Annotated in this window: 9 protein-coding genes and 1 pseudogene; 6 read left to right on the top strand and 4 right to left on the bottom strand. The window is 70.3% G+C overall.

The genetic code is table 11. From position 1 onward, the window contains the following. Positions 1–19 precede the first annotated feature (19 nt). Positions 20–985 carry an ArsR/SmtB family transcription factor gene (locus tag AQJ27_RS23720; protein WP_067372223.1) on the top strand — a complete coding sequence of 322 codons (966 nt, stop codon included), beginning with the start codon at positions 20–22 and terminating at the stop codon, positions 983–985. 47 nt (positions 986–1032) lie between these two features. Here the strand turns inward: AQJ27_RS23720 and AQJ27_RS23715 are convergent, their stop codons facing one another. Continuing rightward, on the bottom strand, positions 1033–1965 hold the full coding sequence (locus tag AQJ27_RS23715) for an SMP-30/gluconolactonase/LRE family protein (RefSeq protein WP_235613638.1): 933 nt from the start codon (positions 1963–1965) through the stop codon (positions 1033–1035). A gap of 111 nt (positions 1966–2076) precedes the next feature. Here AQJ27_RS23715 and AQJ27_RS23710 point away from each other — a divergent pair, with 111 nt between their 5' ends. Both AQJ27_RS23710 and AQJ27_RS23705 read left to right on the top strand, forming a co-directional pair. Next, entirely contained in the window at positions 2077–2583 is a 507-nt protein-coding gene (locus AQJ27_RS23710) for a glutathione peroxidase (protein WP_067372221.1), read from the top strand. Positions 2584–2670: 87 nt separating this feature from the next. Beyond that, positions 2671–3530: pseudogene (locus AQJ27_RS23705) on the top strand (MerR family transcriptional regulator). A gap of 325 nt (positions 3531–3855) precedes the next feature. Here AQJ27_RS23705 and AQJ27_RS23700 read toward each other — a convergent pair. Further along, positions 3856–5934 (bottom strand): hypothetical protein, encoded by a 2079-nt coding sequence (locus AQJ27_RS23700; protein ID WP_067372218.1) that lies wholly within the window; start codon positions 5932–5934, stop codon positions 3856–3858. A 308-nt stretch (positions 5935–6242) separates the two neighbouring features. Then, the gene (locus tag AQJ27_RS23695) at positions 6243–8936 is read right to left on the bottom strand and encodes a D-alanyl-D-alanine carboxypeptidase (RefSeq protein ID WP_067372215.1); all 2694 of its coding nucleotides are present in this window, start codon (positions 8934–8936) and stop codon (positions 6243–6245) included. 230 nt (positions 8937–9166) lie between these two features. Between AQJ27_RS23695 and AQJ27_RS23690 the strand changes: the two genes are divergently transcribed. The 3 genes from AQJ27_RS23690 (at position 9167) to AQJ27_RS23680 (ending at position 11644) form a co-directional block, all read left to right on the top strand. Next, the gene (locus tag AQJ27_RS23690; RefSeq protein ID WP_067372212.1) at positions 9167–9922 is read left to right on the top strand and encodes a GOLPH3/VPS74 family protein; all 756 of its coding nucleotides are present in this window, start codon (positions 9167–9169) and stop codon (positions 9920–9922) included. Between the two features lie 406 nt (positions 9923–10328). Then, positions 10329–11186: a helix-turn-helix domain-containing protein gene (locus AQJ27_RS23685; RefSeq protein WP_067372209.1), complete on the top strand. Its 858-nt coding sequence runs from the start codon at positions 10329–10331 to the stop codon at positions 11184–11186. A 248-nt stretch (positions 11187–11434) separates the two neighbouring features. After that, a complete protein-coding gene (locus tag AQJ27_RS23680; protein ID WP_067372206.1) occupies positions 11435–11644 on the top strand; it encodes a DUF397 domain-containing protein in 210 nt (69 codons plus the stop codon). 294 nt (positions 11645–11938) lie between these two features. On the opposite strand, the gene AQJ27_RS23675 is transcribed toward AQJ27_RS23680, so the two are convergent. Beyond that, on the bottom strand, positions 11939–12778 hold the full coding sequence (locus AQJ27_RS23675; protein ID WP_054234377.1) for a hypothetical protein: 840 nt from the start codon (positions 12776–12778) through the stop codon (positions 11939–11941). Positions 12779–12797 lie beyond the last annotated feature (19 nt).

Genomic DNA, 12797 nt, shown 5'->3' with positions numbered 1-12797 from the left:
GAAGCGGCGGGAGGTGCGGATGGGCTGGTGGCAGATCAACGCCGACACCCTCGCCCGCACCCGTTTCGTGCTCTCGCCGCTCGCCGAGACCTTCGCCGCCGTCAAGCTGTTGCACGCGGGGACGGCCGCGCACCCCGGGGAGCGGGCCTGGCTCGACGCCCATCTGCCCGCGTACAAGAGGCGGCTGGCCGGTGATCCCGTCACCGCGCTGCTCATACGGTCCGGGCTCGGGCGGAACTGGATCGCCGACTTCCTGACCCCGACGCCGCGCGGCGAGGCCGACTTCGAGGAGGAGGTCGCCCGGGTGCGGGAGGCGTCGGCCGTGGACGCGCGGGCCCATCTCGCCGTCTCCCTTGCAAGGCCACTGCCCGCCGCCCTGCACCGCGACGACCTCCCGGAGCGCGCCGCCGACCTGCTCACCCACGTCTGGACCGAGGCCGTACGCCCCTACTGGGACCGGCGGCGGCGCGTCCTGGAGGCCGATGTCGTCGCCCGGACCGCGCAGTTGAGCCAGGGCGGCTGGGCGGCGGCCCTCGACGCGCTGCGGCCAGGCACGCGCTGGCTCGGCGACAACCGGCTGCAGGTCAATCTCCACGAGTACCCGCCCCGCGAGATCTCCGGCGCCGAGCTGGTGTTCGTACCGGTCACCCCGCAGCGGCACGGCTGGGTGGCATGGGAGGAGCCGGACCGGTACGCCGTCGTCTACCCCTGCTCGGGCGTGCTCGCCGGCACCGGTCCCGAGGCCGTGCCGGAGAGCCTGGGCGCGCTGCTCGGACCCGCCCGCGCCGGGGTCCTCGTCCTCCTCGACTCCCCCATGAGCACGACCCAGTTGGTGGCCCTGACCGGGCAGGGTCTCGGCTCGGTCGGACGCCATCTGAAGGTGCTGCTGGACGCCCGGCTGGTACGCAGGGGGCGGGCCGGGCGGTCGGTGCTGTACTCCCGTACGCCCGCCGGGGAGGTACTCGTGAAGGCCCAGCGGGAGTAGGCCGGCAGGAGCGGGTGCCCCGGGTCAGCGGTTTCCCGGTTCCCGGACTACCGGTGCCGCTGGATGCGCGGGGCGCCGGTCACCGACATCATCAGCGAGTACAAGGACGTGGACGCCGTGATGAAGAGGCGGTTGTTCTTGGGGCCGCCGAAGGTGAGGTTGGAGACCCTCTCGGGGACCAGGAGCCGGCCGATCAGGGTGCCGTCGGGGTCGTAGCAGTGCACCCCGTCATCCAGGGCGGCCGCCCACAGCCTGCCCTCGTCGTCGAAGCGGATGTTGTCGAAGTGAACACCCTTCTTTGCTTCCGCGAACACCTTCCCGTCCGTGAGGGTGCCGTCGTCGCGGACGTCGAAGACGCGGATGCGGGCGGCGCGGGAGTCGGAGACGTACAGCTGCCGTTCGTCGGGGGAGAAGACGACGCCGTTGGGCCCGTCGAAGCCGTCCGCGGCGAGCCGCACCTCGCCGGTCCCCGGGTCGAGGCGGTAGACGTGGCACGCGCCGATCTCCGACTCGGCCCGGTGGCCCTCGTAGTCGCTCAGGATCCCGAAGTCCGGGTCCGAGAACCAGACCGAACCGTCCGACCGTACGACCGCGTCGTTCGGGCTGTTGAGCCGCTTGCCGTCGTAGCGGTCGGCGAGGACGGTGATCGATCCGTCGTGCTCCGTCCGGGTCACCCGACGATTGCCCTGCTCGCAGCTGATCAGGCGGCCCTCGCGGTCCAGGGTGTTGCCGTTGGTGTTGCCCACGGGGGTGCGCAGGACGCCGACCGTGCCGGTGGGCTCGTCCCAGCGCAGGATGCGGTCGTTGGGGATGTCGCTCCAGATCAGCTGGCGCCAGGCGGGCACGTACAGCGGGCCCTCGGCCCAGCGGGAGCCGTCGTGGAGGACCTCCAGCCTGCCGTCGCCGTTCGTGCAGCGGCCGGTGACGAAGCGGTCGTCGAGTACCTCGTAGATGCCCTTGATCGTGTTCGCTGTGGTCACGTTCGCGACCTTACCGAGCGGACGGGGACGTGGCCGGGCGGACGCCGGGCGGACGCGGGGCGGAGGACGGGCGGCGGCCGGGGCGACATCAAGCGGAGTTAGCATCCGTTTATGACTACTGACAGTTCAAGCAGTTCTGTGCTCGACGTCCAGATCGACTCCCTCCAGGGCGGCACCGCGGACCTCGGGCAGTACCGCGGCAAGACCGTGCTCATCGTGAACGTGGCCTCCAAGTGCGGGCTGACCCCTCAGTACGCGGGCCTGGAGCGGCTGCACGAGCGGTACGCGGGGCAGGGCTTCACCGTGCTCGGTGTGCCCTGCAACCAGTTCATGGGCCAGGAGCCCGGCACCTCCGAGGAGATCGCCGAGTTCTGCTCCGCGACCTACGGCGTCACCTTCCCGATGACCGAGAAGGTCGAGGTCAACGGGGACGCGCGGCACGAGCTGTACGAGCGTCTTGTGAACACCGCCGACGGCGAGGGCCACACCGGTGACATCCGCTGGAACTTCGAGAAGTTCCTGATCGGGCTGGGTGGAGACGTGGTGGCGCGGTTCTCGCCGCAGACCGAGCCGGAGTCGGCGGAGGTCGTCGCGGCGGTCGAGAAGGCGCTCGCGTAACTCCGGGTTCCGCTCTTGAGAGCCGTTGGTTGACCTTGCCCCTGGGGCAGGGAGCAGCGTCCTTTGTCACCGGGCGGAAGGCGCCCGGTGACGGAGGATGGGCTCGTGCGACTGGAACTGCTCACGATCGGCGCGTTCGCCGCCCGCGCGCGGCTCTCGCCGAAGGCGCTTCGGCTGTACGACCGGCTCGGACTGCTCGCTCCGGCCCATGTCGACGAGGTCAGCGGATACCGCTACTACCGCGCCGACCAGGTCGAGCGCGCCCGGCTGGTCGCGCTGCTGCGGCAGCTCGACATGCCGCTCGCGCGGATCGCCGAGGTGGTGGAGGCCGGGGCGGCGCAGGGCGCCGTGCTCCTCGCCACGTACTGGGCGGATGCCGAGGTCCGGTTCGCTTCGCAGCGGACGCTCGCCGAGTACCTCCGTGGACGGCTGTCCGGGAGGAGTACCGAGATGTACGGGAAGTTCGTGGTCGAGACGGTGGATGTGCCGGAGCGGGTGGTGCTGACGGAGAAGCGGCACACGCTGGCGGATGAGCTGCCGGTCTGGATTCCGGCCTCGCTGGCGCGGCTGGAGGACGGGGCGCGGGAGTGCGGCGGGACGACCGGCTCGCCCTTCGTCGTCTACTACGCCGAGGTCAGCATGGAGAGTGACGGGCCCGCCGAGTCGTGCGTGCCGGTCGCCGACGAGGAGGCTGCGCGGGCGTGGGCCGAGAAGCGGGGGCGGGGATCGGGGTGCGGGTGGAGCCGGCGCGACGGCTCGCGTACGCGCGGATCACCAAGGCGCAGGTGGCTCATCCGCAGATCATCGCCGCGTTCGAGGCGGTCGAGGCGTGGATCGGGGAGCGGGGGCTGTCGTACGACGGTCCCTGCCGGGAGGTCTACTTCGCGGACTGGGATGCGGCGGGGCCGGAGGACGCGGTGTGTGACGTGGCGTTTCCGGTGCGGTGAGGTGAGACGCGGGCGGGGGCGGGGCGAGCACCGGAGGGTTCTCGCCCCCGCCGCCCCTACCCGTCCCATCCCCGGGGGCTCCGCCCCCAGGCCCCCCCATCGGCCTGAACGGCCTCGTCCTCAAACGCCGGACGGGCTGAAAGATGCGCGCCAGCGCTCCTAAGGGGCGCGGGGAACTGCGCGGCCCGCCCCCACCGGCCCGCGGCCGAAGAACCTCCGGCGGGCGAAGGATGTGGGGCGCAGCCCCCACCCTTGGGGGCGCGGGGAACTGCGCGAGCAACCCCCACCGGGCCGCAGCCGGAGAGCCTCCGGCGCATCCGTCAGGTCAGCGCAGTTCCTCGGGGCACGGGGTTCCCCGGGGGAGTTGGTAGGGGGCCGCCAGGCGGTAGGTGCCGGGGGCCGGGGCCAGGAGTTCGGTCCACTTGTCGCCGGAGGCGTTCTCCGCGGTTTCCATGAGGCAGCCGTTGAGGTTGTCGTACGTCTTCGGCGTACCCTCCGCACGGTGCTTGGACTTCTGCGTCTCCTGCGGAGCCTTCACGCTCTTGCCCTTGGCGTCGACGAGCCCGAGCCACGGCGAGTACGGAATGCGGATGAGAACGCGGCCCGCCTTCTTCACCTCGATGGTCAGCTCACCCTGCTCCGCCCGGTCGACGACGGCCGGCGGATCGGCCAGCGGCGTGGGATCCGTGACCGAGAAGAGCTGCCAGTTCGCGTCGCCCCAGATCTGGCGGAGGTAGGGCATGCCGCGCTGGACCAGCTGACGCTCGCGTTCGCCGCCGTCCCCGTCCGGTTCGCCCTTGGGCAGCACCACGTAGTGGACGGCCCAGCGCTGCAGCCACTCGTGGTAGTTCGCGGAGTTGAGGGTGTCGTCGTAGAAGAGCGGGTTGCGCTCCATGTCGGCCTGGCGGTTCCAGCCGCGGGCGAGGTTCACGTACGGAGCGAGCGCGGACGCCTCGCGGTGGGAGCGGGCGGGGACCACCTCCACGCGGCCCTTCTCGGCACCGACGACCTGGAGCTGGTTCACCAGCGGAGCGAGCTCGCGGGCCCAGGACGCCGCCGGTGTCGTATGGATGATGTCGTCGACCGACTTGAAGCCGATCCACCCGACGAATCCGGTGAAGGCCAGGACGGTCACGTACCACTTGCGTGACTTCGGCACGGTGAAGGGGAGCGCGGCGAGCAGCACGACGCCCTCGAGCAGCATCGCAAGGCGGGTGATGTTCGAGCCGATCTGCGAGCTGATCAGCCACACGAGGAGCACGGCGAGGCCGTACACCGCCGCCGTGATCCGGACCGTCTTCCACTCCTTGGGAACGAGCGCGAAGACCAGCCCGGCGGAGATCAGCGGCAGCGAGGCCGAGCCGAAGGACATCGGCTGGGTGCCGGAGAAGGGGAACAGCCAGGCCGAGAGCGCGACGACGATGGTCGGCGCGATGCCGAGCGCGTACGCGCCGGGGCGGCGCTTCTGGAGGAAGAGGGCCGCCGCGACCAGGCCCACGAACAGTCCGGCCACCGGCGACGCGGCCGTCGCCAGCGCGGCGAGCGGCGCCGCGCACAGGGCCTTCGCCCAGCGCTTGTAGCGCCAGCGGTACGGCCAGCAGAAGACCACGGCGGCCGCGGCGAGCCCGAAGACCATGCCGAGGCCGTACGTCACCCGCCCCGAGATCGCGTTGCAGATGAGCGCGAAGACACCCGCGAAGGCGGGCGTCAGCGGCTGTCGTATCGCACGGCTGCGGATGAGGATCATCGTCAGCAGACCCGCCGAGATCGTCCCGGCGATCATCATCGTCGTGCGGACGCCGAGGACCGACATCAGATACGGCGACACCACGCTGTACGACACCGGGTGCATACCGCCGTACCAGGCGAGGTTGTACGCCGAGTCCGGGTGCCGTCCGACGAACTCCGCCCACGCGTCCTGCGCCGCGAGGTCTCCGCCGCTGTTCGCGAAGGTGAAGAACCAGACCACGTGCAGGAGGCCCGCCACGACGGTGACGAAGGCGACGGGGTGGCGCCGGGCGAAGGCCTTGAGGCGAGTACGTCGGCCCTGCGCCTCGGACTCCGAGGTCTTGGACTCCGACGGCTTGGACTCCGACGGCTTGGACTCCGACGGCTTGGACTCCGACGGCTCGGATTCCGACGTCTTGGATTCCGACGTCTTGGATTCCGGTGTCTTGGATTCCGGTGTCTTGGATTCCGGTGTCACGGGCTCCCGCGTCACGGGCTCCCGCGGCTCGTCGTCCGTGAGGTCGCCGTCAGCGGCGTCGTCGGTGGCGCGTGCGGGCAGCCGTATTCGCGAGCCCGGCCCGCAATCCGGTTCAGGACCTGGTCCAGGGCCAGGGCCAGGGCCAGGGCCAGGGCCAGGATCGGCGTCGTCGGCGTGTGTCGGCTCCGCTGTCGCCACTGCAAGGCTCCCGTGTCCCGTTTTCTCGTGTTCGGCCCGGGACCCGCGGCCCGCGACCTGCCCCGATCTCGCGACGCTAGCACGCAGCCCCGCCGGGGAGCTCCCGGGTGGGGCGCCCCGACGGGGTGCGGTGCGTTCGTGCCGCGCTCACGGCGGGCTCACGGCGCGTTCACACGGCGTTCGGGACGCTTCCGGCGTACGGGGGATACGCCCCCTGCCGGAAGCGCGTCCCACTCGTACGCCCGTACCCGTACCCGTACGCCCGTACCTTCCTGCGTACATCCACTCAGCCCACTGTGTACGGCCGCTCAGCTCACGCGGGTCAGCTTGGCGCCGAAGCCCGGCTCGGCGAGGTCCTTCTGGAGCTCGACGGGAACCTGCACGGCACTGCTGCTGCCACCGTCACCCACGGTGAGCGAACCCACCTTGGTGCCGGCCTTCGCGGAGTGCGGCAGCTCCGAGGAGACGAAGGACAGCTTGACCTTGAGTCCGGCCCAGCCGACCGCCGTGACGTCCTTGGTGATCACGACCGGCGTACGGCCGCCGAGCCCGTCGTCGACGTAACCGACGACATCGCCCTTCTTCAGGATCGTCGCGGACTTCAGCGAGGCCTGCGCGGCGCGGATCAGCTTGTCGCCCGCGGCCAGGGCGCCGCCGAGGATGGTGTTGTCATTGCCGCCGGGGCCCTGGCTGATCACCGCGCCGACGATGGTCCGCACCTCGCCGCCGATCTCCTTGGTCGCCGCGAAGACGAGGTTGCCGCCGGCCGCGGTGGTGGTGCCGGTCTTGATGCCGATGACGTTGTTCGAGCCGACGAGGTGGTTCCAGTTGCTGTGCTTGGTGCCCTTGTAGTCGGTGTACTCCATCATCCGGGCGACCTCGCGGAAGGAGGCTTCCTTCATCGCGGCCTTGGCCAGCTTCACCTGGTCCGCGGCCGTGCTGACGGTCGTCTTCTGGAGGCCGGACGGGTCGGTGTACGTCGTGTTCGTCATCCCGAGGTCCTTGGCGGCGGCGTTCATCTTGGCGACGAAGGCCGACTCGGAACCGGCGTCCCAGCGGGCCAGCAGCCGGGCCACGTTGTTCGCCGACGCGATCAGGACGCCCTCCAGGGCCTCCTTCTGCGTGATGGTGTCGCCCGCGTGCACGTTGACCGTCGACTCGTCGCCTGCGTCCGACTGGTCCTGAGCCTTCTGGTCCACCTCGATCTTCGCGCCGTCGCCGGACTTGATCGGGTGGTCGCGCAGGATCAGGTACGCCGTCATCACCTTGGCGACGCTCGCGATCGGCGCCGCCTTCTGCGCGCCGGACGTGCCGAACGAACCGATGCCCTGGACGTCGAGCGCGCCCTGACCGGAGGACGGCCACGGGATGGAGGCATCACCGCCGCCGAAGGTGTAGCTGGACTCGGCGGTGAGGTCGAGTGTCGGGGTCGGCAGCGGCCGGAGCGACTGTGCGACCGCAAAGACCACCGCGAGCAGCAGGACCAGCGGCGTCCAGATCTTCACCCGGCGCGCCAGCGTCCGCACCGGGGTCTGCGGGGGCGGCGGCGTGTTCGTCAGCTCGGCCAGCAGGTCCAGCGGCGGCTTCGGCGGCAGCGGCTGCTGCGTGGTGCGCTCGGGGCCGACCTGCGGGAGGGCGGCTGTGGCGTCGGCGGGGGCCACCCTGGTGGACGAGGAGGCGGCGGGAACGGACGGGGTCGCGGTGGCCTTCGGCTTCACCCTCGACACGGGTTCGTCGAGGGGCTTGAGGGCTACGAATTTGCTGGTGCGCTCGGACGGGGACTCGGGCTTCGGCCGGTCCGCCTTGGACTCGTCGGCCTTGGACTGCTCGGCCTTCGGCTGGTCGGCGGGCTTGTCGGTGGCCGGCTTGGCACCGCCCAGCTTGAGCATGGTGGTGGGCTGGTCCACCGCCGGGCGCTTCGGCGCCTTGAAGATGGCGGTGGGCTGGTCGACGGGAGCCTCGGGCGCGTCGTCGGTGTCCGGGGCGTCCTTCGCGGACGGCGAGTCGTCGGCGGACGTCGAACCGTCGGCGGGCGGGGTGTCCTTGGAGTCCTTCTGCGCCGCCGCGTCCTTGGAGTCCTCGACGTCCGAGGGGGCTTCGGGGCTCGCGGAATCTTCGGGACCTTCGGAGGTCTCGGAGGTCTCGGAGGTCTCGGAGGTCTCGGAGGTCTCGGAAGTCTTCTCCGGGGACTTCTCCGAGGATTCAGATGTTTCGGACGCGTCCTCCGGAGAGTCCTTCGTCTCCGCCGGCTTCGCGTCCTCGGGCTCGGTCTCGGGCTCGGGCGCCGTCTCGGACTCCGCGTCCGACGTGGACTTCGCGTCCGTCTTCGGCTCGGTGTCGGCATCGGTGTTGGTGGCGGCGTCATCCGCCGCCGTTCCCTCGGCCTCAACTTCAGCCTCGGACTCGGACTCGGACTTGGCGTCAGAGTCCGCGTCGGAGTCAGAGTCGGAGTCGGCATCAGCGGTGGCATCGATGTCGGCGCCGGCGTCGGCGCCGGACCCCGAAGCCGACTCCCCGTCAGCCTCAGCCCCAGCCGCACCCTCAGCCTCGGCCTCGGCCCCAGCCTCGGTCTCAGCCTCAGCCCCGGTCCCGGTCGCGGCCTCCGCCGCCGTACCGGCCTCCTCCGCGCCCTTGGAGGCCTTGTCGGGGCCCTCCGGGCCCTTGGAGGCTTCCGGAACCTCGGACTCCCCCTCAGGGGCCTTCTCGTCCGCCCCAGCGACCCAGGCGGCCACGGCCTCGCGCAGTCGCGCGTCCTCCACGGGACCCTTCCCGCCGGACCCGGCGGAACCTTCCGCCAACGCCCGCGTCGAGAACACCGCCGTCGCCTGATCCACCCTCACCGTGGCGGCCCGTTCGCGGGCCACCGCCAGACGAGGGTCGGCCGCCGCCCCGGCGGCGGCCCGGTTCGGGCCCGGAACCGCGGCCGGGGTCCCCGGCGTCGCTTCTGCCGACGACGCCGACGACTCGTGCTGCTTCGACCTGTCGGGGGACTCGCCCGCCACCGATGCCTCCTCCGTGCGCCACCCACCGGGCGCCCAACGAACCGTGAACCCTTGACCCGCCGCCCGGACATCGCTGTCCGAACCATGTACCAGTGTCCTGTGTGCGGGCTTAACCCCTGCGGTAGACGAGAACGACATACCTGCTGGTTCCATCACGAACCGGTCAGGCACTCTCGACAGACCAATGTGAGAGGGGTCACCCTGTCATTCATCCACGCGGGGAGGCATGGATGGGCAGGAGCCGCAGAACTCTTCCGGAAGAGCTTCTGCTGCTGGCGTTGGACCCGACCACGGGTACCACTGCACAGCCGCAGTCGCTCGACCTCGGTCTGGCCGGAGCACAGCTAGTAGAGCTGGCGCTGGCCGGACGGATAGCCCCAGACGGGGATCGTATCGCCGTGGTGCAGCCACGGCCGACTGGAGATCCAACACTGGACTGTGCGTTGGAACTGCTTCGCCGACGCGGAGCACCCGTACGCGCGGTCAACTGGATTGGCGGACCCCGACTGGGGCTTCGCCAGACCTACCTCTCGCATCTGGAGAGGTGCGGCATGGTCCATGCCGTGGCCGGCCAGATGTGCGGGGTGCTTCCGACGACTCGCTACCAAGCGACGGACACGGAGATCAGCCGGGAGATCAGGTCCCGGCTGGACAGCGCGATCCGCACCGGCGTACCGCCGGACCCGCGGACCGCGGCGCTCGCCGCGCTGGCCCATGCGGTCGGTCTCGGCAAGCACCTGTATCCGGGCAACGAGGGACGCTCGTCCCGCTCCCGGCTACGGGACCTGATCAGGCATGACCCCATGGGCGGCCTCGTGGCCCACGCGGTCATGGACGTTCAGAACGGTGTGGGTGCACAGCCACGCCGCAACCCGGCACCGGCAGGCCGTCCGGCCACCGCCGGCGTCAGGTCCGCACCGGAACCCGCCCGCGGTGTTCCGATGCAGCCGCGCCACGGTTCCATGGCGCGCGCCGTGGTCCACTGAGCCGCAGTCCCACGGCGCCACCAGGCACCGTACGCACCACCACGCACAACAGCACCGCCACGCACCACAAAGAGCACCGCCAGCACGACCCCAGCGCCGCACCGCAGTCCCCAAGACCCGGTTCGGGAGCCGCTGGCTCGCGCGGGGCGGTGGGGCCGTACGTCCGGACGACGACACGGCCCCACCGCCCCGCGCGGCCGCATTTCGCGGGTGTCGCGCATATGCGGACGGTACGAGTGAAGGCGACGTACGCTTACGCGATCCGCGCGATATCCACGCCAGTTCTCCGAACTGGCGTGTACCCAGCGCATATCCGGTGTTTCCCAGCGGTAGAACTCACCTTGGTGGCAGTCTGCTCAACAGCAGATACGCAAAGTAGAGGCCCGCAGCCGGAGGTGCACGTCCCGTGGCGTCAAGTGTCAATCCCACCGTCCGGCGGCGCCGGCTGGGCCAGGAGCTGCGCCGGCTCCGCGAGCTCAAGGGCATGACGGCCGAAGAGGTCGCCGAGCGTCTGCTGGTCTCGCAGTCGAAGATCAGCCGGCTGGAGAACGGACGGCGCAGTATCAGCCAGCGTGACGTCCGCGATCTGTGCGGGGTCTACGAGGTCGAGGACCACCGGATCGTCGACTCCCTGATGCAGATGGCCAAGGACTCGCGCCAGCAGGGCTGGTGGCACTCCTTCGGCGACATCCCGTACAGCGTCTACATCGGGCTGGAAACCGACGCCGCGTCACTTCGCGTCTACGATCCCCAGGTCGTCCCCGGTCTCCTGCAGACCCGGCCGTACGCCGAGGCATTGATCGCGGGCGCGCTGCCGGAGACCGCTTCCGGCGACATCGACAAGCGCGTCCAGGTTCGGCTGCGTCGACAGGAACGTATCTCCGCCCCGGAGAACCCGCTCCGACTGTGGACCGTCCTCGACGAGGCCGCCCTGCGCCGCGTCGTCGGCAACCGCTCCCTCATGCGCGACCAGCTGGAACACCTCGTCGAACAGTCGCAGCTCCCGCACGTCACCGTGCAGGTGATCCCCTTCGACATGGGCGCGCACCCGGGGCTCAACGGGCAGTACGCGATCCTGGAGTTCCCGGACGCGGCGGACTCCAGCGTGGTCTACATCGAGGGCGTCACCAGCGACCTGTATCTGGAGAAGGCGAACGACGTCCAGAAATACAGCGTGATGTACGAGCATCTGCGGGCACAGGCCCTGAACGTGGAGCAGTCGCGGCAGTTCATCGCGGACATCGCCAAGGAGTACGCGCGCTGACGTATACCCCGGAGAACAGGCCCCCGGCGGGAAAGTGCCGGACACTACACCCTCACCACGCCGGGGCGTAAGACTCCATTGGAATATGCCACTCGGACGAGTGAACGGTCACTTCGCCCGCCGATGTTGGCGAGTAGCGTCGATCACGCCATCGAGCAACAACGTTGGCGCAAACCGCGCGGCGAGTTCCGTAGCGAACCCGCAGCGCGGTGACAGCAACTCTCAACAACTGGCTATCCGGAGAGAACATGGCAATCCAGCAAGGCGCCACGGACACGTGGACCAAGTCCTCCTACTCCACCGGCAACGGCGCATGTGTCGAGGTCAAGTCCCCGGTTCTCGCGGCGATGGCCGTACGGGACTCCAAGGTGCCCGCGGGCCCCACGCTGGCGTTCCCCGCGGACTCGTGGAACGCCTTCGTGGCCGAGGTCAGCCGGGGGGCTTTCGACCTCGCCTGATGCGTCGACACCTGCATCCACCACCACAACTGCACCGACCAACCGCATACGCACCACCGAAATAGCCCTCTCGACTGGCCCGCCGTCCTGGCCGAGGGGGCTATCCCCCTTTTTTGGGGCTCGGTTCGCCTCCGGGGCGCAAAAGCCTGTGTCGAGACGGCGATCGTGCTCGACCCTCCTTCGTCGGGCCTCCGCGCTCCCCCAAGCTCTCAACTTCGTTCGAGCAGGGGGACCCCCATGCCGTCTCGACACAGGCGCGCCCCTTCGGCTCACTCGCCGTAGGGCGCCGCCTGTTCAACGCAAGGTGTCCACGTAGCGATCCGTTCCCGGCACCGTCGGAATGAACGGGGCCACCAGTTCCACCTTCCCCAAGCCCCCTTCCGCCACCGCCTCCTCCAGTCCGCCGAAGTGGTCCTCCCAGCACTCCCTCGGGTCCGTCTCCAGGAACCACAGGAGGGTCAGCCGGGTGTCGACGCCCTCGACCTGCTTCACGTACGTCATACGGTCGCCGGGGAGCGGGGTGGGGCGGAAGACGGTCACCATCGCGGCCGGGGAGCCCGCCAGGCGCCGGGGGAGGTGGCGGGCGCGCAGCCACTCCAGCAGTTCCGCGCGCCGGTCGGCGGAGTCGGCGTCGACGACCTGGAGGACGAGGCCCGCGTAGGGGTGGTCCAGGGCGTGGAAGTCGCGGGGGCCGGCGGCGCCGTCGCGGTACACCGTGGCCGCGTGGTCCTGGAAGGCCGTGAAGACGTGTGTCCGGTCCTGGTACACACGGCCGTCGCGATTCAGCCGTTTGTTGATGCCGACGGTCCACCTCATGTGGTCGTCGTAGCGGCCCTCGGTGACCCAGTACGTGGAGAGGTAGCAGCCGGCGGTGACCGGCTGGGCGACCGCCGACTTCTCGGGGTACCGCAGGAGTTGGAGGTCGCGGGTGGCGACCCAGCGGCGGCCCGCGTACATCCAGGGCATGGCCATCGCGCCGGCGTAGTAGTGATCGTCCTCGTACCAGCGGTTGTACGCGTACTCGTGGCCCGGGTGCGGCTCGACCATGGTGATCAGGGCGTGGCCCGGGTGGACGCCGTACGGGCCGAGGGCGGCCAGTTCCGCGTACACCTCGCTACGGGTCTCCTCCGACATGACGATCCCCTTCCTCGCT

It is taken from the genome of Streptomyces olivochromogenes (genome assembly GCF_001514115.1).
Lineage (GTDB): Bacteria > Actinomycetota > Actinomycetes > Streptomycetales > Streptomycetaceae > Streptomyces > Streptomyces olivochromogenes.
The sequence above is the reverse complement of the archived record's forward strand: the minus strand, read 5'-3'. Positions and strand labels throughout refer to the sequence as shown.